The organism is Nostoc sp. JL33 (assembly GCF_017114985.1).
GTDB lineage: Bacteria > Cyanobacteriota > Cyanobacteriia > Cyanobacteriales > Nostocaceae > Nostoc.
Genome location: NZ_JABXKP010000082.1, coordinates 39,202 through 61,867 on the forward strand (window position 1 = coordinate 39,202; position 22,666 = coordinate 61,867).

The 22,666-nt window shown below is 41.7% G+C and carries 21 protein-coding genes and 1 pseudogene; 16 read left to right on the plus strand and 6 right to left on the minus strand.

Annotation, left to right across the window (positions count from 1 at the left end):
* Nucleotides 1-24: 24 nt before the first annotated feature.
* The 6 genes from HWQ23_RS24640 (at nt 25) to HWQ23_RS24665 (ending at nt 7,946) form a co-directional block, all read left to right on the plus strand.
* Entirely contained in the window at nt 25-996 is a 972-nt protein-coding gene (locus HWQ23_RS24640) for an alpha/beta hydrolase (RefSeq protein WP_292834105.1), read from the plus strand.
* Between the two features lie 106 nt (nt 997-1,102).
* Complete coding sequence (locus HWQ23_RS24645) at nt 1,103-2,005, plus strand: alpha/beta hydrolase (RefSeq protein ID WP_292834108.1); 903 nt, start codon at nt 1,103-1,105, stop codon at nt 2,003-2,005.
* A 132-nt stretch (nt 2,006-2,137) separates the two neighbouring features.
* Complete coding sequence (locus tag HWQ23_RS24650) at nt 2,138-3,808, plus strand: phosphatidylglycerol lysyltransferase domain-containing protein (RefSeq protein ID WP_292834111.1); 1,671 nt, start codon at nt 2,138-2,140, stop codon at nt 3,806-3,808.
* A gap of 478 nt (nt 3,809-4,286) precedes the next feature.
* Complete coding sequence (locus tag HWQ23_RS24655; RefSeq protein WP_292834114.1) at nt 4,287-5,678, plus strand: hypothetical protein; 1,392 nt, start codon at nt 4,287-4,289, stop codon at nt 5,676-5,678.
* Between the two features lie 369 nt (nt 5,679-6,047).
* Nucleotides 6,048-6,323, plus strand: a complete 276-nt coding sequence (locus HWQ23_RS24660; protein WP_292834117.1) for a DUF485 domain-containing protein — start codon at nt 6,048-6,050, stop codon at nt 6,321-6,323.
* A 54-nt stretch (nt 6,324-6,377) separates the two neighbouring features.
* Nucleotides 6,378-7,946: a sodium:solute symporter family transporter gene (locus HWQ23_RS24665; RefSeq protein ID WP_292834120.1), complete on the plus strand. Its 1,569-nt coding sequence runs from the start codon at nt 6,378-6,380 to the stop codon at nt 7,944-7,946.
* A gap of 90 nt (nt 7,947-8,036) precedes the next feature.
* Here the strand turns inward: HWQ23_RS24665 and HWQ23_RS24670 are convergent, their stop codons facing one another.
* The 4 genes from HWQ23_RS24670 to HWQ23_RS24685 form a co-directional block, all read right to left on the minus strand.
* Nucleotides 8,037-8,822, minus strand: coding sequence for a hypothetical protein (locus HWQ23_RS24670; RefSeq protein WP_292834123.1), 786 nt, complete (start codon nt 8,820-8,822; stop codon nt 8,037-8,039).
* A gap of 260 nt (nt 8,823-9,082) precedes the next feature.
* A complete protein-coding gene (locus HWQ23_RS24675; RefSeq protein ID WP_292834126.1) occupies nt 9,083-9,316 on the minus strand; it encodes a hypothetical protein in 234 nt (77 codons plus the stop codon).
* 434 nt (nt 9,317-9,750) lie between these two features.
* Complete coding sequence (locus tag HWQ23_RS24680; RefSeq protein WP_292834129.1) at nt 9,751-10,593, minus strand: tetratricopeptide repeat protein; 843 nt, start codon at nt 10,591-10,593, stop codon at nt 9,751-9,753.
* 226 nt (nt 10,594-10,819) lie between these two features.
* The gene (locus HWQ23_RS24685; RefSeq protein WP_292834132.1) at nt 10,820-11,740 is read right to left on the minus strand and encodes a ribonuclease D; all 921 of its coding nucleotides are present in this window, start codon (nt 11,738-11,740) and stop codon (nt 10,820-10,822) included.
* Nucleotides 11,741-12,212: 472 nt separating this feature from the next.
* Between HWQ23_RS24685 and HWQ23_RS24690 the strand changes: the two genes are divergently transcribed.
* The 6 genes and pseudogenes from HWQ23_RS24690 to HWQ23_RS24715 all read left to right on the plus strand — a co-directional run bounded on the left by HWQ23_RS24690 (nt 12,213) and on the right by HWQ23_RS24715 (nt 16,678).
* Nucleotides 12,213-12,674 (plus strand): BON domain-containing protein, encoded by a 462-nt coding sequence (locus tag HWQ23_RS24690; protein ID WP_292834135.1) that lies wholly within the window; start codon nt 12,213-12,215, stop codon nt 12,672-12,674.
* A gap of 127 nt (nt 12,675-12,801) precedes the next feature.
* Nucleotides 12,802-13,053, plus strand: a pseudogene (locus tag HWQ23_RS24695) (hypothetical protein); the annotation flags it as partial.
* Between the two features lie 91 nt (nt 13,054-13,144).
* Entirely contained in the window at nt 13,145-13,903 is a 759-nt protein-coding gene (locus tag HWQ23_RS24700) for a YebC/PmpR family DNA-binding transcriptional regulator (protein WP_292834138.1), read from the plus strand.
* 137 nt (nt 13,904-14,040) lie between these two features.
* The gene (locus HWQ23_RS24705) at nt 14,041-14,322 is read left to right on the plus strand and encodes a hypothetical protein (protein WP_292834141.1); all 282 of its coding nucleotides are present in this window, start codon (nt 14,041-14,043) and stop codon (nt 14,320-14,322) included.
* 696 nt (nt 14,323-15,018) lie between these two features.
* The gene (locus HWQ23_RS24710; RefSeq protein ID WP_292834144.1) at nt 15,019-15,183 is read left to right on the plus strand and encodes a hypothetical protein; all 165 of its coding nucleotides are present in this window, start codon (nt 15,019-15,021) and stop codon (nt 15,181-15,183) included.
* 235 nt (nt 15,184-15,418) lie between these two features.
* The gene (locus tag HWQ23_RS24715) at nt 15,419-16,678 is read left to right on the plus strand and encodes an FAD-dependent hydroxylase (RefSeq protein WP_292834147.1); all 1,260 of its coding nucleotides are present in this window, start codon (nt 15,419-15,421) and stop codon (nt 16,676-16,678) included.
* Nucleotides 16,679-16,688: 10 nt separating this feature from the next.
* On the opposite strand, the gene HWQ23_RS24720 is transcribed toward HWQ23_RS24715, so the two are convergent.
* Complete coding sequence (locus tag HWQ23_RS24720) at nt 16,689-17,348, minus strand: Uma2 family endonuclease (RefSeq protein WP_292834149.1); 660 nt, start codon at nt 17,346-17,348, stop codon at nt 16,689-16,691.
* A 97-nt stretch (nt 17,349-17,445) separates the two neighbouring features.
* Here HWQ23_RS24720 and HWQ23_RS24725 point away from each other — a divergent pair, with 97 nt between their 5' ends.
* Genes HWQ23_RS24725 through HWQ23_RS24735 form a run of 3 tightly spaced genes read left to right on the plus strand, consistent with a single transcriptional unit; the run spans nt 17,446 to nt 18,570 of the window.
* Nucleotides 17,446-17,802, plus strand: a complete 357-nt coding sequence (locus HWQ23_RS24725; protein WP_292834151.1) for a hypothetical protein — start codon at nt 17,446-17,448, stop codon at nt 17,800-17,802.
* A gap of 4 nt (nt 17,803-17,806) precedes the next feature.
* Entirely contained in the window at nt 17,807-18,178 is a 372-nt protein-coding gene (locus HWQ23_RS24730; RefSeq protein ID WP_292834153.1) for a DUF433 domain-containing protein, read from the plus strand.
* The gene (locus HWQ23_RS24735; protein ID WP_292834156.1) at nt 18,175-18,570 is read left to right on the plus strand and encodes an ACP S-malonyltransferase; all 396 of its coding nucleotides are present in this window, start codon (nt 18,175-18,177) and stop codon (nt 18,568-18,570) included. The genes HWQ23_RS24730 and HWQ23_RS24735 overlap by 4 nt, the downstream gene beginning before the upstream one ends.
* Nucleotides 18,571-18,731: 161 nt before the next feature.
* Here HWQ23_RS24735 and HWQ23_RS24740 read toward each other — a convergent pair whose 3' ends face one another.
* The gene (locus HWQ23_RS24740) at nt 18,732-19,076 is read right to left on the minus strand and encodes a hypothetical protein (RefSeq protein WP_194043185.1); all 345 of its coding nucleotides are present in this window, start codon (nt 19,074-19,076) and stop codon (nt 18,732-18,734) included.
* Between the two features lie 822 nt (nt 19,077-19,898).
* Between HWQ23_RS24740 and HWQ23_RS24745 the strand changes: the two genes are divergently transcribed.
* Nucleotides 19,899-22,094, plus strand: a complete 2,196-nt coding sequence (locus HWQ23_RS24745) for a lytic transglycosylase domain-containing protein (RefSeq protein WP_292834160.1) — start codon at nt 19,899-19,901, stop codon at nt 22,092-22,094.
* Nucleotides 22,095-22,666 lie beyond the last annotated feature (572 nt).

The window sequence follows — 22,666 nt, forward strand, 5'->3', positions numbered from 1 at the left end:
CTAGTGACAACTGATAAATTATAAATGAACTATAAACAATCTAAAATTCTCTTGCTAGTTTCAGTATTAACTCTAGTTGGCTGTAATTCCTGTCAAAGCGTAACAGCAATATCTCAACAGCAGGATTTACAAACAACGCCTTCCTCTGTTCCAACCCAGCCCAATACTAGCGAAGCTACTTCTCTAACTTACAAGATTGAAACCTACAATAGTCGAGTAATGGGCGCAAGTCGTACCTACGGCGTTTCTTTACCCCCCGGCTATCAGCGAAACCCAAAAAAAAGCTATCCTGTAATCTTTCTCCTCCACGGTGGACATGGTTATCCCAGTGATTGGTTTATTCAGAACAAGGGACAAGCTCTCAAGACTGTGCAACAACTTTATACTACAGGTAAGTTGCCACCCAGCATCATCATCACACCAGATGGCAACGACAAACGTGGCTCTAGTCGCTTCCGAGATCCTGCATATATCGATGGCCCTAACGGTAAAGTATCTACAGCCGTGGGGGATGAGTTAGTAAAAGTTGTCCAAAGCCGTTATCGTACACTAACTAATCCAGATTTTTGGGCGATAGGTGGTTTATCTTCAGGTGGTTGGGGAGCAATTAATGTGGGATTACACAACCTGGATCATTTCTCAATTTTATTTAGTCATAGTGGTTATTTTGAGGATAAAAGCGGCCCGATAAATAGCCCAATCTCTTATATCAAAACTATTCCTTTGCAAGCTCAAAAAAGGTTACGGATATACCTTGATTCAGGTAAATCAGATATTGAAGAAATCGACGAAGCCGAACGATTTACTAAAGTATTAAACGAACTCAAAATTTCTAATTCGTTTCGTCAGTTTCCTGGGAGTCACACTTGGCAATACTGGCGTGAACACTTAGCGGATTCTTTGACATTTGTGGGAAAACAATTTAGATATTCTCAGATAGCTCATAGAGATGAAAATTTAGGTTTTAATCGGAGTAAAAATACTCGAAGTTATTAGAAATTTTAATCTAAAAAAGGCGATTTTGCCAAAAAGTTGGTGCAATTTGTCAGCATATTCACTATAGTAAGTTTTAATGGAGGTGATTTTTCAATCCTAAAACAATATGAAGATTTCTAAATTTTTAATTAGTTTAGTAGGAGCGATCGCACTCCTCACGGGCGCTGGCTATTATTATGTATTCATCTTAGGTGCGCCACAACTAGACCCGCCCCCAGAAGAGGCAGATACTGGGCTAAAGTTTCAATTAGCAACCTTCAACTCCCAAGCAATGGGTGCAGTCCGTAACTACGGTGTGATTTTGCCCCCTGGCTATAACAAAAATCAGCAAAAGCGCTACCCCGTGATATTCTTATTGCACGGTGGTCATGATGATGCTCGTGCTTACGCTGATAAATACGCACTCTTAGACGTACTGCATGAACTTTATCAAAGTGGAAAATTACCGCCATCGATTGTGATTACACCTGATGGTAATGATAATCGCGGTTCCAGTCCTTTGTATGATCCTGATTATTTTGATGGGCCGAATGGCAAAGTGGGGACTTTGATTGGTTCAGAATTAGTACAAGTTGTCAAATCGCGCTACCGCACTTTGGAACAACCCCAGTTTTGGGCGCTGGGAGGTTTGTCTTCTGGGGGATGGGGGGCATTTAATATTGGGTTACACTATCTCAACAACTTCCAGATTTTGTTTAGCCATAGCGGTTATTTTACCGATAATAGCGGTTCACAAAATAGTCCCCAACAAATTGTGCAACAGCTACCAGTTGAAGATAGGAAGCGATTGCGTGTTTACCTGGATGCGGGTCTGAATGATACTAGTTTACTAGCTTCTACCAAAGCCTTCAACGAAACCTTAAATAAATTAGGCATTGCTCACGTATTTTATGCATTTCCTGGGGGTCATGGTTTGTCTGGTGCAGATATAGGCTGGAACTACTTTCACAAACATCTCAAAGATTCGCTCTCGTATGTAGGTGAACAGTTTAAAAAAGTTAAGAGTTAAGAGTTAAAATTTGAAAACTCAAGGGCACGGAGACATGAAGAAGAGATATGATATTTTTGGATGTTTTTTAATTTTGAAGTCTCCTAACTTCTGACTCCTAACTTCTAACTCCTAATTAATACTTTTAGACTAATGACTAATAATTTAAAAACTCAGATTGGACTTTGGAGTGCAGCTTTCCTTACAGGTTTAGTCGGAGTAGTAAATTTGTTGTCAGCAGTGACACCTACCCTATACGGGCGAAATCACTGGTTGAAGGGATTTTTACCATTTGAAATTCGTGCCAGTGGTCATATATTTGCAGCGTTGACTGGGTTTGTTTTACTAGCACTTGCTACTAACTTATTACGCCGAAAAAGAATAGCCTGGTTACTGACGATTGGTTTACTAGTGATTTCCATTTTCAGCCACTTGCTGAAGGGATTGGACTATGAAGAAAGTCTACTCTCTGGAGTTTTGCTGGTGCAATTAATTTTGATGCGCCATTTTTTCACCGCACAATCAGACCGTCCTTCGATTGCACGGGGAGTTCGAGCGCTGATCGGCGCTTTATTATTTACCCTGGCATACGGAACTATTGGATTTTACTTGTTAGACGGCAAGTTTTCCGAGAATTTTAATTGGCGGGAAGCGATAGTTCAGACTTTGGCGATGTTCTTCACCGAGGATAATTGGGGACTGCAACCAAAAAGCCGATTTGGAGATTTTTTTGCTAATTCTATCTATATTATTGCCGCAGTTACTATTACTTATGCAATGGTAATGCTGTTGCAACCTGTGTTTTGGCGGAATCTCGCAACTACAAATGAGCGACAAAAAGCTAAAGAAATTGTCGAGCAATATGGACGTTCTTCTTTAGCAGCGTTCACACTCTTAAATGATAAAAGTTATTATTTCAGTCCTTCGGGTAATAGTTTAATTGCTTATGTTCCCAAGGGACGAGGCGCGATCGCTTTAGGAGATCCCATTGGCCCCATTGAAGACCGGAAAGAGACAATTGTTGCTTTTCAGCAGTTTTGCCAACGCAATGACTGGTATCCTGGTTTTTACCAAACTTTGCCCGATGATGTTGAACTTTACAAGTCATTGGGGTTTAAGGTACTCAAAATTGGAGAAGAAGCGATCGTTGACCTAAAAAGTTTTACGTTACAAGGTAAAGCCGGTAAAAACTTTAGACCATCAATCAGTCGTTTAACCAAGCTAGGATACCAAATCGAGTTTTACCAACCACCGATCGCCAATGATTTATTGCACCAGCTCAAATCTGTAAGTGATGAATGGCTGAAAATGGTACAAGGTTCGGAAAAACACTTTTCTTTGGGTTGGTTTGAGGAAGCTTACCTGCGAGAGTGCGAGATTGCTGTGGTGCATAATCCTGAAGGTCAAATCAGCGCCTTTGCCAACATTCTCCGGGAGTACCAACTTAACGAAGCCACTATTGACATGATGCGACATCGTGCGTCCCTCGAAAATGGCACAATGGACTTTCTATTTATTTCCCTACTTCAACATTTTAAAGAAGGTGGCTACGACAGCTTTAATTTCGGTCTTTCTGCCCTTGCGGGAGTTGGAGAGAACCCAGAATCACGCCGCTTAGAGAAAGTATTGCACTATCTATACGGGCATTTGAATCGCTTCTACAATTTCAAGGGACTGCACGCCTACAGAGAGAAGTTCCGCCCCCGTTGGGAACCACGTTATTTGGTTTACCCCAGTTTAGCTGCCTTACCCGATATCGTTGTAGCATTAATTCGCGCAGATTCAGGCGATCGCCTCTTCGATTATTTCAAACCCGGAGCTTAAATGTGGGAAAAAAATAATCGGCGCAAAGGTTAGAAAGCATCTATTCTGGCGTTCAGCAATACCATAACAACTCATTGCAGGGCGATGTCTATCACGGGCTACGCCTACACAACTGAGCATTTTTATGATACAATTGTACTATAAAAGAATATCCGGTGAGTATGCAACGCAAAGTTTACACCAATTGGAAAAAAGAATGCGACAAATAGACCATTTGTAGAGACGCGATTCATCGCGTCTTTACCCAAGGATGTGTTGCAATCATTAATTGAATTGGTATTACCAGGCGAGGCCCAAAGTTTGTAGTAAATAAACGCGATATTAGCTAGTTCGTGAATGCAATCATGAACACACAATAGTTGTGTGGTATATGCCAAATTTAGCATTTTGGCATCAATTTATTGTGTGTTTGCCCTTCAATTTTCCACGGTTTAACAGGCTTTAAAAGATTCTTGACCTTTATATGGAAGGTAGCAATATGACGAATAATAAAATTTCCTTGGTAGAACTAATCCAAATTTTTGCAGAATATCGCAACAATATTATCGTCAATATAAAGCACCTGCAAGAACATTATCAAAGAACAGGTATCAAGCGGGTTAAAGGTGTGAGAAACGAAAATGGAGAACTGCTCCAACCTTGGTTGAGAACAGAATATATCGATAATGCTGAGTATGTTGGTATGGGCGAGTTTCAGTTTAATCGCAATACTGCTACTATCAATATGCTTATCAAACGTCAAGTCAAACTTGCCAAATTTGAAGACCAAACCCCTACTATTGAGGTAGCAGGTTTGCTAGTCAATGACCTCAATACCTTTAATAATTACACGATTGTGAGTGACGGCAAAATAAATGTAAAGTCATTACAAGTCAAAATCAGTAGTAAAAAAGCCTTTAACTTACTAAAAGAAAAAGGCATACTGAATGCAGAAGAATTTAACTTTCGTGCTGAACATACCATTTACTTAGATAATTTACCGCTTGTAGCTGCTAATAGTCGTTACAGCAGTATTGATGGACTATTCAATGAACTAGCAGAAATTAAAGTGCTGACTAGTATTATTTGCGCTCACTTGAAAAAGGAGTCAGATGTATTTATAGAGGCGCAGTTAGATGAATTTAAAAAGCACTATCTCTCTAAGAATATTTACATCAACTTTCCTACAACTAACGAATACACAGACATCCATGAAGCTTTAGTTAATGGTACTCTTGACTCAAGATTGAGCTATAAAATCGATATCGGCAGTCAAGATATTCTGAACCTGAGTAAGTTACATTCTGCTAACAAGTTTTTAGATAGAATGTATCGTTTTTATGACAAAGGAACTGGAGAAATTATCATTAAGCCGAGTTTGGCGATCGCATTTAATCAGAATCTCGCTGTTAGGCACAGATTTCTGTCATCGCGCACCAAGATTACAAAAGTTGACGAATTGATGAAACCAATTTTTGATGATTTTCTTGGGCTTGAGCAAAATGGCATAGTTGTAGGTATTCTTAAGAAAGTTGGTGCTGATAGTTTGGCGCAGTTATTGCAGGAAAAGCAAGCTGGTAAGCAGATCGGCAAAGAGGAAATGGTTGCAGCTTTAACTATGGCAAATAAGAAGCTAGAACAATATGCAGAAAATATCTACCAAGAGAAAATATCTCCCTTGGTATTTTACATTGGTTCTACGGGACTATTGCCAGATCAAATGGAAGCAAAAGCTATGACTGCTGAGGAAGTTGGCGCAAAATACCCAAATTTGCAATTTTCTAAAAATGAGCAAGAAGGTACTTTTTTTGCAGTTGGTGATAGTATTATCAGCATCTATGCCAAGACTGAATACTACAGTAAAAAGGTGGCTATCCTAAATCATTCGTGAACAACAAGATCCCCGGCTTTTTTGATAAGTCGGGGATTTGTGGCTTTCAATTATCACAAATAATATTTTAATTTTTAGTATATAAAAATTGAATTATCTTAGATGCAGCAGAGTATTTTAGTATAATTAAGTACTTGAAATTAAAAAATCACAAATCATAAATAGATCAGCCTAACTGTATGTATAGTTTCATGTTTCTCTGACTCAAAACAGAGCCGCTATTGTCTTGTCAATTTGGGATATCACTAAGCATAAGTTAATTTTATTACCTGAAATAGCAATAGATTTACTAATAATCTTTAAGAAAATTACGCAGAAATCAACTTCAATGAGACAATCTGGCCTAATCTTCTCAACCCAAAGGAAGACATGAGCGATCGCACAAAGGCTCTCCAGGCTCTCGCGGCTGAACGTTGGCGGGTATCCCTGATTCTCACTGGAGCCATGATGTTTATTTACTTTGGCTTTATCTTGCTAATTGCATTCAATAAGCCCCTGCTGGGGTCATTAATAGTTCCTGGCCTCAGCCTGGGAATTTTACTAGGGGCGCTGGTAATTGTCTCAGCATGGGTATTAATTTTTATCTACGTGCGCTGGGCAAATAGCAGTTACGACGACCAAATCGCCAGGTTGACACGCAAGTAAATTAGCTATTAGCAATTTCTAATCCCAAATCCAAAATACTAAACCAAAAAAAGCATGAATAGTGTGTGGTTCGATCTGCCACTAGCGGCGGATATTACCAGTCTTGGTAAGTTTAACCCGTTGGCGATCGCTTTCTTTTTTCTGTTTGTTGCCAGTTCTTTAGGCATTACTTTTTGGGCGGCAAAGCTCACCAAAAATACGGCACAATTCTATACAGCTGGTGGTAAAATTAGCGGTTTCCAAAATGGGCTGGCCCTAGCGGGAGACTTCATGAGTGCAGCTAGCTTTTTAGGTATCGCTGGACTGGTGGCACTCAATGGCTTTGACGGCTTAATTTATTCTATCGGCTTCTTGGTGGGCTGGCCGATTGTCATGTTCCTAATTGCCGAACCACTACGTAACTTAGGTAAATACACCTTTGCCGATGTAGTGGCTTTTCGCTTGCAGCAAAAACCTGTACGTATCGCCTCTGCGATCGGAACGCTGGTAGTGATTAGCTTTTACTTAATTGCCCAGATGGTAGGCGCTGGTGAATTAATCAAACTATTGTTTGGCTTTGATTATGAATTAGCTGTGGTCATCGTCGGTTGCGTGATGATGGCTTACGTGATTTTTGGCGGAATGATTGCCACCACTTGGGTACAAATTATCAAAGCAGTTCTGTTGCTCGGCGGAACCATCTTACTAGCTATCTTGGTACTGGCACGATTTGGCTTTAACCCGATCGCTCTTTTCGCCGCTGCATCCCAAAAGTATACAGGTGTATTAGCTCCGGGCAAACTAGTTTCTGATCCCTTGGATGCCATCTCCTTGGGGATGTCGTTGATGTTCGGCACTGCTGGACTACCCCACATCCTGATGCGTTTTTACACAGTACCCGATGCCAAAGCAGCGCGGCTCTCAGTTACTTATGCCACAGCTATTATTGGCGTTTTTTATCTCCTTACCTTCATCCTGGGCTTTGGAGCGATGGTGTTAGTCGGTCAAGATGCCATCAAGCAAATTGGTACTGGTGGTAATATGGCTGCGCCGATGTTAGCAGAATTTCTCGGTGGTGATGCTTTCTTAGGCTTTATTGCTGCTGTTTCCTTTGCGACGATTTTGGCAGTTGTCGCTGGGTTGACACTTTCAGGTGCAGCTGCATTATCCCACGATTTGTGGGTGAACGTGGTGCGATCGGGTCATGCTGACGAGTCAGAACAGCTGAAAGTGGCTCGCGGTGCAACAATGCTTTTGGGGTTAGTGGCGATATTCCTGGGCATCTTGTTTAAAGGGCAAAACGTCGCTTATATGGTAGGTTTAGCATTTGCGATCGCAGCTAGTGCAAACTTCCCAGCGTTGCTCTTATCAATGCTTTGGCGACGCTTCACCACCAACGGGGCGGTTGCGAGTATGTTAGTAGGTACTCTCTCCTCTTTAGTGCTAATTTATTTGTCACCCACCATTCAAGTAACGATTCTCAAGCACGCTTCTGCACCCTTTCCGTTGAAAAATCCGGGATTAGTTACTATTCCCCTAGCGTTTATTGTGGCGATCGTCGTTTCACTATTAAGTACTGAACAGCAGGCACTAGACAAATTTGCGGAAGTTGAGGATCGCATCCACATTGGTTCTGGGATGTGATGAATGTCAAAGCATAAACAAGTCTAAGCGGCGAAAGCCGCTCAGAACTAGCGTGGAAACTGATTTGTTGCACTAGGTAAACCTAAACAGTTACGAGCGATCTTGTGTCCGTAAAACAGTAGTGCCCACAGAATCTGCTAATTCCATATCTTCTAAAAACATTTCATTAACAGTCCTTTGACGGTAAATCATCATTTCCCGCACCCAAGAGCCATGACCTTGCTCCATGTACTTACCAATACAGTAACCAGAGTACTCAATATGCTTAGTTTCATCGAAAATTAACAAATCAGACATGCGAGTTACTTTTGCTAAGTTATTAGGTGTAGCATATGCTTGCAGTACTGGACGCAACAATAATTGTAGGATCAATGCCCGAATTTCTAAGAGATTGATTTGGATAATCTCATCCATCACCAACTTTTCATCCATTATCTGAGCCGAAGAAATGGGTACTAGGGGCGGATGCTTATGGTGATAGTATTGCGGAGAAAAGGCTTTCAACTGTGTGCGGAAATCTGCTTCTATTTTCGTCGGAAAAATAATATTCAACAGTGCCACAAACATTAGTGAGTGGCGCGACTCATCAATCGAGTGATTTCTCACCAACTGGGCAAACTCCTGATTTTCTATCTGTTCGGAGAATTGCCAAACTTGTTTAGAACCAGTTCCTTCTTCAGCGACGTTAGTAATCAGGGAATTAGAGAACCACTCAGCATTACGAGCAAACTGACGATAGGAATTACCGTACCATGCCATACCGTGTGGTGGTGGATGAATTTCGCAAGCCTGTCTCAAAACACTTTGATAATCTTCAAGAATCTGGCAGTTATAACGTTGTAAATAATTGAGCGCCAACTCACTAACATTGTTCATATATTTTATCTAAAAAAAACTATATAGCATTCCTTAGAGGATATTTTAAAAGTATTGGGCGAATATAATTCGCTATTAGGACTTACGCAAGAGTTACGGAATAACGTAGACGCGGAGCGGTGAAGCAGCGCGGTCTTGGGGGTTTCCCCCATGAGCGACTGCTGAACCCGAAGGGCTTGCCGCAGGCTACCACTCCAGGCGCAGAGGACACGGAGAAATAGGAGTTTGAGAGATATTTTGCGTAAGTCCTAATTTAATGATTAATCGTGCTTGGATTTGGGTGGTACTGCAACGATTCTAATTGGAAAAGGGTGCTTGGGTGTTACTGCAACGATTAGAATTCCAAAAGGGCGCTTCGGAAGGGATGGACACTTACTACTATTCGAGGTATCTACTGGCACGCTTGTACCACCTTTGATTGCCTCCATGTCTTCTGGACTTAAATCAAAACTAATTAGTTCGTTATCTAAATTCTCTAGGTTTATATTTTCCATTTTTTTAACCTCAATTTAATTAGTACCAACTGGAAATGATCTCTAAATACACAAGCTTATTTCTGAGTTCAAAAACTTAAACAACGCTTTTCAAGAATTCGTTGCTTAATTTATTTTGAAGATTCGCCATTCTTTTACAAACTAGCATTATTACTGCACCGTTTGGCAATTATTACATTATGTAAAAGAGACATAAGTAATTTATTTTTACTCGAATATTAATAGTAGCTAGGTCGAAGGCAAATGGCACGCTTGAAAAGCTGAAAGCTATGAAAGAAAAAAAGGATTGCAGCCTTTCAATGCCAGTAGCGCTTTTTTCGAGGCTCAATGACTCCAAGAGGCTGCGTCAACGGATAGCGCAGCCCGCCGCAGTGAAAAGTCGGAGCTGCGGCTTTTGCCGTAGATGCAAAGCGGTGAAGCAGCCCTGCTTTTGCCTACTGTCCAAGTTCTTTGATGTTATTCGTCACTTGTTGGTATAAGTCATTGTTACCCTGACTTTGAAAAATGTTTGCTGCTTGTTGTAAGTCCTTGAGTGCCCCTTGTTTGTCTCCATTGGTGGCGCGGGCATTTCCCCGGTTATTGTAAGCAGGGGCAAAGTTAGGATTGAGGCGAATAGCTTGATTGTAATCTTCGATCGCCCCCTGTGGATCTCCATTGGCAGCACGGGCATTTCCCCGGTTATTGTAGGCGATCGCATATTTGGGGTTGAGGAGAACCGCTTGGTCAAAATCATCTAACGCCCCTCTTTTTTCTCCCAAGGCGGCGTAGGCATTTGCCCGGTTATTGTAGGCTTCGGCATAGTTGGGATTCAGACGAATCGCTTCACTGTAATCTTTAACTGCTTCTCTGTTACCTCCTAGTGAGGCGCGGGCATTCCCCAGGTTATTGTAGGCTTCGGCATCGTTAGGATTGATCCGAAGTGCTTGATTGTAATCTGCGATCGCTTTTTCCTTGTCTCCCAAATCAAAGTAGGCTAATCCTCGGCCGTTGTAGGCAGCGCCATATTGAGAATTTTCAGCAATTGCCTTACTATAGGAAGCGATCGCAGCTTGCAAGTCGCCGTTTAAATGCTGATTCTTTCCCTGAATATAGAATTCCCCACCAATGGCTGTTGTCGCTGAACGACGGCTAGGTGGAGTGACTCCTATTTCTGTCACCAATACATTGTCATTCTTACTACAAGAAACACTGCTAATTGCAGTCAATGTAGTAAAAATAGCTATGGTAAATAAAGTATTTACCCTTGTTCGCTTTTGCCCAAATAAACGCCGTCTCATAAGTTAATATAAACTGCCATAACACCTGAACAAAATTACTACCAAAATCTAGATTTTAATTCTTGAACCCAATAATTATTTTACTTTTGATATAAGTCTAAAATCAATTTACAAAATTCTCTGATATTCAATAGCTTTATTTAATGGTTATTTCTAAAAGCAATTATTAACTATCAAGTATAAAACTTGCTATATAAATTCTGGCATTTGTAGCCAGATTAACAATTTACTCATCCTCAGTTTCACTCTCTTGAGTTTTGGGATTTAGCCGCCAAGAGGTAGTTTTGTCAATATCTACAGACAGATGTTCCAGATTTGGCCCTAAATCTTTTTGAAGTTTCTGAGTTAGTGTGATCGGAAAATCTAAATTAATACCTTCACTTTGTGCTAGCCTTGCCAATTCTGTAAATGCAGCTTTGACTGTAGTACGCTCATAACTAGTCAGCTTGTAATTAGAAGTTTCCAATATATTCTGAGCTTGCATGGCTTTTTTCATGCGTTCTTCTAAATGCTCAAATTCTGAACTCAACAACTTCCATTGCTGCTCAAGTTCCGAGTATCTGGTACTTAGTGATATTAAGTCTTCCGTTGCAGAGTCCGGGTAGGCTTGGGCTTGTAATCCTAACAAATTTAAGTGGATTTGAGCAAGATAAATGCAGTCTAGGTAAGCATACTCTATCTGTTCTTCAGTCAGGGGACGTTTTCCCCAATCGCTTTTTTGTTCTTGTTTGTCGATATTGTTAAAGCTACAAAGTGCTGTAGCTATGGTCTTGAGTTGGTAATTGGGTAATGGTAAAAGATAGTAGGGAATTTTTTTTGCTATTTCCAAAGTGCAAGTAATATTTTTGGCTTTCTTGTTACCGAGAAGCTTTAGATCATAACTGGCGTTATGAAAAACTTTTTCAATTGCAGAATTTATCATAATTTCATCAATAAATTCAGATATAATGTTAGGCTGATCTAGGACATCTAAAAGGTAGACGCGATCGCCACTCATATCTTTAGGATTATCTAATACCTGAATCAGCGATAGTCGCGGATTACGACTTTTATAGTCAGCCACTTCTGTATCTATCCACAGCGTTTTAGCGTTGGTATATTCAGCAACAATGGCACGAATTTCGTGGGCGGAAGTAAGGTACGGCATTGGCTAATATTTCCTGATATTTAGGGCATTGTAAGCAAGCCATAGTTTTCTAAAGTAACATTTTGTTGGTAATTTTGCTGGCACAGTATTGCAAAAACTTTCTTACTTTTGAGTTGCCGCAGCTACGGCCGTCGTAAACATCGCCAAACTGACTCAAATCTGATAACATCGAGTCACCACTGTGGGATGGCATAGTCTACCATTGAGAAAGCTCCTCAGCATCTACGCGTTAAATTCATCGAGAGCTATAGGCTGTATGCAGAGCCATCCTGGTTAGCAGCCGCCATGAAAATTGAATTTGCATTTCTCAAAACTGGCCGAAAAATCTTAGCTTCAAGAAATCGTCCAAGCTTCAATTTTCAGTAACCTGAGTGCAAGCTTTGGGTACATTTACTGCTTCACATTTGATTATTTTTTAACATCTGCTCCTCACCATGACACACACTTCAAGTACTCAATTCGGAGATAGATAATGAAAAAGCTAATTCCATTACTAGTTAGTAGCATTTTGTTAATTGGTACTTTTGGCTGCCAAGAGGCTCCTAAAACTGCTTCGGAAACTCCTAGCACTACTAATGAAGCCGCTCAACCAGCAGCAACACCAGCTTCGCAGATAAATCAAACTACTGCCAAAATTCCAGGAACAGAAACGACTCCTTTAGCAGCTAGCACAGACACTAAAGTTAAAACCGATGCTGAAAAAACGGCAGCAACCAAAGCCAAGGGCGACTTAAAAACCGAAGTTAGCAAAAAGCTGAACAAAGGCTTACCAGGCAATAAGTTACAAGTTGAAAACAAAGAGGGTGAAATTATCCTCAAAGGCACAGCAGCTTCTGTTGAAGAACTTCAAAAAGCTGAAACCTTGGCTAAAGAAGTTCAAGGTGTGAAGACAGTGAAGCTGGAAGCAAAAGTTGAAGCTGTGAAAAAGCCATAAAAGAATAACTGAAGAACCACATATGTTGTAGGGGCACAGAAAAAGCTCATTGGTGCCAACTTAAGCAAAAAGTCAGCATAAAATGTATCACTAAGAACATCAATTTCGATGTTCTTAGTGATACATCATGAGTAGAAAACGTCCAGCGAGAACAGGAAACCCAGATTTGCGGCAGCAAAAGCATGTACCAGCGCCGCCAATAGAGGAAATCGAACAAGAAATATTTTCATTACTCTCTCCCCGCAACTTTAAACCACTAAAGTTGTATAAAAACGAAGAAAAGAAAAAATTCCGAGACAGAATATTCACCTTACCAGTGATGATGGCGATGGTCGCTTTGCGAACCGCCGCAGGCATCGTTGTGAGTTTAGTATATCGGCCCTGATCTAGCTTTGCACAATTATCTAAAGTTATGGTTATTGCCAGCGAATATATCCTAATGTTGAATAGAGTTTTGATAATTTCAGATTATGGCAGGACACAGTAAATGGGCAAATATTAAGCGCCAAAAAGCCGTAGTAGATGCAAAAAGGGGAAAAACCTTCACTCAGTTATCGCGGGCGATTATCGTTGCGGCTAGAAGCGGCGTACCAGATCCGGCGCTGAATTTTCAACTTCGCACGGCAATTGACAAGGCAAAGGCAGCGAGTATCCCCAATGATAATATTGAACGAGCGATCGCTAAAGGTGCTGGCACGAATGGCGGGGATAATGCTACTTTTGAAGCGATTCGCTACGAAGGATACGGCCCTAGTGGTGTAGCGATTTTAATCGAAGCCTTTACAGATAATCGCAATCGCACTGCTGCTGACTTGCGTGTAGCTTTTAGTAAAAATGGTGGCAATCTTGGTGAAACAGGTTGCGTTAGCTGGATGTTTGAGCAAAAAGGCGTTTGTGTCGTGCAGAGTGTCGTTGACGAAGAACAGCTTTTAGAAGCATCCCTCGAAGGCGGTGCCGAATCTTATGAGATGACTGAAGATGAGATGGCTGAGGTATTTACTGATATTGGAAATTTAGAAACCCTTAGCCAGACACTTAAAGATCAAGGCATTAAAGTTACTGAAGCCGAATTGCGCTGGATTCCCAGTATTAGTGCAGAAGTTACTGATCCCGATCAGGCGCGATCGCTTTTCAAGTTAATCGATACTCTAGAAAGCCTGGATGACGTGCAAAATGTCACAGCTAACTTTGAAATGGCAGAAGAATTGATCGCTCTCAGTATTATATAGCAAGGTCTTCACTTCAAGTCATCTATCTTTGAATAGAGATAATTAAAAAATCACACGTAAGATTCACACAAATTACAAACTAATGACATACGGCTAGTAGATAGTTAGGCAATTGGTTATTTGATCAGGAATCTCAAATGAATAAGTTCGCTAAAGCCTTACTTTTAACTCTAATGTTTGCTGCCCCTGTAGCCCTTTCTGCATCTACTGTTCAAGCCAAAACTACTTCTACCCCGACAGCAACGCAAGCAACTGCTAAAGTTGCCAAATCCAAGACTGCAAAACGGAAGCATCATCATAAACATAAACACCACAACTCCAGCCAAGCTGTTAGAAGTAAATCCCTAGTTAAAAAACACGTTACTCCAACAGGTGCAACTACGTCACCCGCAGCTACACCAACCACCCCAAATAACTAATTTTTGATTCTGTTTTAATAATGGTTAAGCTGGCAGCGATCGCAGACTAGAGACGGTTATTTATGAGTGTCTTGTTGCTCAAATATGGTTCTTATAAGTAAGTGGGTCAAATTAAATATAAAACCTCACCCTGCCTCCGGCTTCCCTCTCCTTAATAAGGAGAGGGATTGAGGGTGAGGTTTGATCTTATGTTTAATTACGCCTAGCTACTTAGTTGCTATTAACTTTCATATAGGAATCGTATTTGATTTTTGAAATTATCTACGTAGGCGGGGAGTGGGGAGTAGGGAGTAGGGAATAAGGAATAAGGCTTTTCGAGTTGTACCGAGCTTTTTCAGAAATCAAATATTAGTCCTATATTTTGTAGTCATAGTCTGCCAAGCTTATTTTCTACTATTCTCAAACTACATACCATACCATTTAGACCTGCCGTGATCCACAGCAGGTTTTTTTTGAAGTTGGTAAATTTCTTTAAAACAATAGAATCACCCTTAGTTAGTCCCAGAATTAATTCTGGCTACTTGCCGAAAAACTCCGTAATTTTTCTCTGTAGACTAATAAAGTTTAAGCTGTATATAGATGCGAATATTGGTAAAAATCTCCACAAAAACTTCATATAAATAACAAGATATCGACATATCTATTTGTCATATTTAATTCAGAGATTCGCTGAATAAATAGAATCAAATAAATCAGATGAACAAATTTGCTAAAGGTTTAGTTCTAGCTCTAGCACTTGCTACCCCCATAGCCATTGCTGCACCAATCTTCCAAGCTACACCGGCTTCAGCTGCTGTTAGATATCATAGACATCATCACAAACCAATACGTCACCATTACGTTCGCAGACATCATCTATAATCTTCTGCCGTCAAACACAGCATATTTAATCAGAAGTTACTGTTAGTAGTAATAGTTTGTCGTAGCTGTGTAACAAAATTTCTAGTTTATTTATCTGCAAAATAAATAAAGCTTTGTAACCTCGCTGTTGTCCTCAGTCATCAGCGAGGTTTTTCAATGTTTGCTTCTATTAACTTGCTCTCAGGGGCGCGATCGCGTAAAAATAAGAGGTAAGATGCTGTAACCTAACTTAACAATGACCCTAACGCAGCTTGAGCAAAGTATTTCCCCTCAACCAACACCGCCAAATGAGCGGGGATATGAATATGATTTGGTAATAGTCGGCGGTGGGATTATTGGGTTAACTCTAGCCTCTGCTTTAAAAGATTCTGGCTTGAGTGTGTTGTTGATTGAAGCGAAAGTGGCATCAGCATCTGTGGCTAAAGGGCAAGCCTATGCAGTTCATCAGCTTTCGTCGTTAATTTACCAAGGAATTGGAGTTTGGGACAAAATGTTGCCTCAAATCGCCAAATATTGCCGAGTTCGTCTTTCTGATGCCGATTATCCCAATGTGGTGGAATTCACCACAGATGATATAGGTACAGCAGAGTTGGGTTATGTGGCGGAACACCAAGCGTTGTTGCAGCCTTTGCAAGAGTTTGTCCAAGATTGTGCAAATGTGACTTATCTATGTCCGGCGGAAGTGGTAAATACGCAATACCATTCGGATATAGTAGCGATAGATATTAAAGTTGCCGATCAGTTACGGACTCTCAAGAGCAAATTACTGATAGCAGCAGATGGGGCGCGATCGCCAATTCGTCAAGCTGCTGGGATCAAAACCTCTGGCTGGAAATATTGGCAATCTTGCATCGTGGCATTTGTCAAACCAGAAAAACCCCACAACAACACCGCTTACGAAAGATTTTGGTCTAGCGGGCCTTTTGCAATTTTACCTTTACCGGGGAACCGTTGCCGCATTGTCTGGACAGCCCCACATGAAGAAGCAAAAGCTTTATGTGCTTTAGATGACGAGCAATTTTTAAGAGAACTCACCCGTCGCTATGGGAATCAGATGGGGAAATTGGAATTACTGGGCGATCGCTTTGTATTTCAGGTACAACTCATGCAAAGCGATCGCTATGTTCTCCCCCGACTGGCATTAATTGGTGATGCAGCGCACAATTGCCATCCTGTCGGCGGACAAGGTTTAAATCTGGGTATTCGGGATGCGGCGGCTTTGGCGCAAGTAATCCAAGCAGCGCACAAGGCGGGTAAAGATATCGGCGATATTCAGATTCTGAAAGGTTATGAACGCTGGCGCAAGCTGGAAAACCTGACGATTTTAGGTTTCACCGATTTGTTAGATCGGATGTTTTCTAATAATTTCTTACCTGTGGTGGTGGTGCGTCGGCTGGGTTTATGGTTTTTGCAGCGAGTACCTGTATTAAAGGTGTTTATGCTGAAGTTGATGATCGGTTTGAAGGGGCGTACTCCAGAATTGGCAAAACGATAAGGGTTAAATGCTACACCACACCAGCTTGAAAAATTTGATTTGGGGTGAGATTCAATTCGGGAAAAGTTTGGGAAATAATGCGTAGTTTACCGCCGCAGGCATCGCTATCTCGAAACTTACTTATCTGATATTCGCCATCAATTAAGTTACAAACAGAGATTGTCGGTTGTTTGGGGTTGCCGATAAAATTACGTCCACCCAAGGCAGCATAATCGACAATCCAATATTCGGGGATACCCATCTCTTCTCTTCGAGACGCTACGCGAACATAGTCAGCATATTTTATATAGTAATCGTCTCGCCAGTTGGTTGATACAACCTCAATTGCCAAAGGTATTGATCCACCTAAACTAACGATAGATTCTTTTTTCCATAATTTTTCGTTTGCCAAATTTGCACGGTTTAGCACCAACACATCTGGGATGTAACCAGAATCTTTTTCAGCAGGTCTAACTATAGCTTGGTTGGGTATGAAGTAGGGCAATCCTAGACGTTCGATTTCAACAGCAATTTCAATACCTAGAAATCCTTTAACTTCTTCGTGTTTCCCTACTGGTTGCGCTATTTCAACAATTTGTCCGTTGTGTAGTTCGTAGCGTACTCGTCGATTTTCGGGTAGCCAATCGACAAATTCCTCAAAGGTTACTAGCTTGGGTATGGCTTGAGTCATAGATGATAGAGAATTACTGATGATAGAAATATTATCTCTAATCTAGGCGAATGCGGACAGCTTTTTCACCACGGTTAAAAACGCGCTTATATCGGCGATGCCTACGGCTGGCTACGCCTACGCATTTGTGATATCGGGAACCGCATTTGTGATATCGGGAACCGCATTTGCTATATCGGGAACCGCATTTGCTATATCGGGAACCGCATTTGCTATATCGGCGATGCCTACGGCTGGCTACGCCTACGCATTTGTTATATTGAGAACCGCATTTGTGATATCGGGAACCGCATTTGTTATATCGTCGATGCCTACGGCTGGCTACGCCTACGCATTTGCTATTTCGGCGACGCATAGTAGCATTTTGGAAGCGATCGCTTCACTCAGATGTGGTAAGCAAATGCCCACCCTACTTTTTGCTAGGATAATATACGATCAATTTTCAAGGATCTGAGGGTATGATAGGATCAAGTGAACAAACAGCCATCATCCGTACAGAGCGGGGATTAACGATCGCAGGCACTCGTATTACTATTTATGACGTGATGGATCATCTCGCAGCTAGACGACCACCAGAATTAGTCTTGAATTGGCTTCCACTGACAAAAAACCAACTTGAGTCGGCTTTATCCTACATTGAGACGAATCGTACTGAGGTTGAAGCTGAGTACCAAGAAGTTTTGAAAACAGCAGAAGAAATCCAGCAGTATTGGGAAGAACGGAACCAAGATCGCCTTACTCAGATTGCCACGATGCCGCCTAAGCCCGGTCAAGAATCTCTATGGAAAAAACTCCAAGCGCAGAAAGCTAAACATGCAGTGGAGTCATGAATTTTCTGGTTGATTACAATCTTCAGAAATACGCTGCTATTCTTCTGGGAAAAATTGCAAATGATGGTTGGCTTGATCTGATACCTCTGTCTTTTATCTTTTTTCAAGACATTGAGTTGCCAACGGATAGCAATGATCGAGTTGTATGGCAACTCGCTCAACAAAACCGAGTGATTTTGCTGACTGCGAATCGCAACATGAAAGGAGAGGATTCATTAGAGCAAGTTATTCGCGAAGACAATACACCTGATTCATTGCCAGTCATCACAATTGGAAATCTTGACCGTTTCAGTAAAGAAGCTAGCTACCGCAGCCGATGTGCTGACCGTATTATTGAGATCGTACTTGATATTGAGAACTACATAGGAGTTGGACGCATTTTCATCCCATAAGTAAGCTGAGTTCGATGAACCTCTCCCGGACAGCCTCCCTCTCCGAAATGGAAAGGGAGGAGCAAATTCATTCAACGGGAGAACGAAGTTTATAGAACCCATTTGAGATCTATACAGGAGGGCAATCGAATTTGGCTGAACTACGAGCTAAGTTACAAATTTTATAGATTGATCGTCAGGATTTTTTTCTTGCTTTTTTTGTCGCTCAACACGACTGTATTGTAGGGTAATGTATCCGTTAAGAGCGGAATTGGCAGCCTAAAACTGGGGCTTTTATGATCGAGTTCGCCTAAATCAATGCTTTTCGTGATATCGCCATCTGTTGCAAGATTTGCGGTAAGTTCGCCTTTATAATCTTCAATTAAAAAGTCTCTAAAGAAAACGACTTCCCCACCCTCAGGATCTATACCAAGGATGACCGTACCGCTGAAAGTTGCGCCTTTTCGTTCTTCATCAACCGTTGCCATTGTGATTTCCGAGGGGTCTTGACCGGACATATCTGCCATAAACTTTTTCCTGGGCGAATTCTCAACAATTGAAAATGATTTTACAAGAGCGCTATGGGCGATCGCAAAACTCTCAGGACGTATTTCTGCATCGGTCTTGCAAATGTATAGCCAAGTTACTTCTGGTTATACGCCTAATTGGAAGATTGAGTAGGGATGAGTAGGGGCCCAAAGCGATCACGAAGCGTTGCTGCAAAGCAGATCGCATCGCAGAAACCTGATAGAGGGGAGACGTTGAGAAGTTTCCAGATAACTTGATCCGACCTTGCCTCGGCAGTAGAGTGCCCTTATCTGTGAACTGACAGGTTTATGGAGTCCAAGGATATATAGAACCCATTTGATATCTATGCCTGAGCTAACCGCTTAAGCATGAGTCTGATAAAACGTTCAATGATTGCCCACTCTTTGTCGGTTAAGCTGCTGGAGTACGGCATTTATTTCTCATTTTACCCGTTCTTCCAAGATCCCAAATGGGTTCTATAAACCGCTAATGGCATCGCCAGACTTGAAGAGCAAGCTGAATGAATTGCTGGCTGTGGGATAAATGCATTCATTGGTTGACAAGTCACTGCACCGGAACATACCAGTATGGTCAGATGAGTAGCAGAGATTATTTGCATCCAGCAATATGAATCTATCAACTACCCAAGATAGATGTAATAGTATATAAAATGTGTTAGTTACTCAATACTGCCAACCCTATGGTTGAAAATTAGGGTTTTTCTACATAAAATTAAAAATCTAAAATTAAAAATTGGTAACAGTGATGGTTAGGAGTGTTAGAGTTTCAAGAAACTCACCGGAACTTTTCAGCGGGTATTCATGCTGAAGAAACTACAGAAAAAGCAAATTTCGATAATTGCGGGTGCAGCACTGTTTGCCTTTTTAGCTGGGGCAATGGTATCAGCACCTGAGATTGGCAAGTCTCTGGGTAAATGGCTCAAACTGAGTAAGAATCAAACAGAGCAAACATTAGAGGGTAGCATTGCCCAATCAGCCGTTCTCCCACTGGTATCAGAATCGCTGCCAGAACGGGCGGCAAAACTAACAGCGATCGCTGAAGAATCGCGATCGCCAGACCGAAATCGCGCTCGTTATCTTTTGGCGAGTGATTATATTGAAAGAAGCCAAGCAAAAAAAGCGCTGGTTTTACTGGATGGATTAGAGAAAGACTATCCCCTCCTCGCGCCCTACATTTTGCTGAAACAGGCACAGGCACAGGATATACTGGGCGAGGATGGCAAAGCCTCGGATCTCAGGCGAAGCGTGCTCAAACAGTATCCCAAAGAAGCGGCAACAGTCAAAGCGCTATATCTGATTGCCCAACCGAAGCAACAAGAAACTGCGATCGCTCAATTTCCTTCCAATCCTCTGACTTGGGAAATTATCCGCAAACGCTTGCAAGAAAATCCGAACCAGCCACAATTACAATTGATTTTGGCTAAGTATGCCTATGACGAACCAGGCATAGTGGGCGTTTTGGATCAGCTAGTAAAAGAGCCTACCCTCAAACCCGAAGACTGGGAACTAATTGGTACAAGCTATTGGGAAAATAATCAATTTCTGAAGGCGGCTAATGCTTATGCCAATGCACCGAAAACATCGCGTAACCTCTACCGTACTGCACGGGGGTTACAGGTAGGAGGCAAAGATAAAGAAAAAGCGATCGCCACTTATAAACAAGTGGTACAGCAATTTCCAAATAGCGAAGAAACTGGAACTGCACTACTGCGGTTAGCAGAAACCGCAAAAACAGCTAAAGACGGCTTACCCTATCTTGAGCAGGTAATTAGTAAATTTCCGAAACAAGCTGGTACTGCACTGGTACAAAAAGCTAAAACTCTCCAAGCCACGAATAATCAAAAGTCAGCTAGCGAGGCGTGGCAATTACTCATAGCCAAATACGGCAATTCTGATGAAGCCGCAGAGTACCGTTGGAAAATCGCCCAAGATAAAGCCAAAACTAAAGATTACGTCGGGGCTTGGCAATGGGCACAACCAATTGTCACCAACAATCCCAACAGTATTTTGGCTCCGAGAGCGGGCTTTTGGGTAGGGAAATGGGCAGCTTTACTAGGGAAACAGCAGGAATCTCAAACTGCTTATGAGTATGTGATTAGCAACTTTGCCTACTCTTACTATGCATGGCGAGCAGCAACGATGCTGGGGCTAAATGTTGGCAACTTTGACAACGTGCGCGTCATGAACCCGGAAGTAATCACACCCCAGCGTCCATTACCGCCTGCTGGTTCTGAAACTTTCAAAGAATTATATCTGCTGGGTCAAGACCGCGATGCCTGGTTACAATGGGAAACAGAATTTCAGAACAAAATTCAGCCAACGGTAGCAGAGCAATTTACTGAAGGGTTGATGCGGCAGGCTAAGGGAGAAAATATCGTCGGAATTGACAAAATTTCTAAATTGGAAGATCGGGAAACACCAGCTGAACTTGCCCAATATCAGACTCTGAGCAAACAAATCACCTACTGGCAAGCCCGTTATCCATTTCCTTATCTCCGGGAGATTGAAAAGTGGTCTACTGAGCGTAAACTCAATCCCCTGTTAGTCACTGCTTTAATGCGTCAAGAGTCACGGTTTGAGCCAAAAATCAAGTCCGTTGCGAACGCTACTGGTTTAATGCAGCTGTTGCCGAGTACAGCTAAATGGATTGCGCCACAAATTAAGGTGGATATCAAAACCATAGACTTAGAAAATCCCAACGATAACATCATGCTGGGTACATGGTATTTGGATCATACCCATCAGCAATATAACAATAACTCCTTGCTGGCGATCGCCAGTTACAATGCTGGCCCCGGCAATGTCTCTAAATGGCTGCAAACTCAAACTACAAAAGATCCAGATGAGTTTGTTGAAGAAATTCCCTTTGATGAAACCAAAAATTATGTGCGGCAAGTATTTGGCAACTATTGGAATTATCTGAGGCTTTACAACCCTGAGATTTCTAGCATCGTCGCAAAGTATTCGACTACACACCCAAAACTACCGCCGCAATAATTTTGCTGTTAATCAGGAGGTAGGGAGCAGGGGATTTGAAATATGCGTTATCCAAAATCCTTGTAGAGACGTAGCAGTGCTACGTCTCTACATTCTTTTTTACTCCTATGTCTATTAAACCTCTTGCATAAATCAAAAATAAGAACCCCACCCCGCCAAAGCTACGCTTTGTCTCCCCTCCCCGCTTGCGGGGAGGGGTTGGGGGTGGGGTGTTAGGGACTTTTGCAAGAAAGTCTATTCAATACGGTTCGGTTAAGGCAAGAGACGCGATTTATCGCGTCTTTGCGATTAGTGGCGTGTCATCAAAAACCTTATCTAACCGTATTGTATGTCTATTGGGCAGTGTTTAACCGGACATGATATAACCAAGTACTAACCCTTTCAAGGTTAATAACCTAGTACTTACGCACTGTAGAAATGCATCGTGATCCCAATTAACGATGTTGACGAAGTTTTCAGGCTTTTCTTAATTATGCTGCGATGCCTACGGCGGTAAACTACGTAAATAGACCATGCTGTAGGGACACAGCAATGCTGTTACCGAAAGATATGGTTTTTAACCTTGATTCATA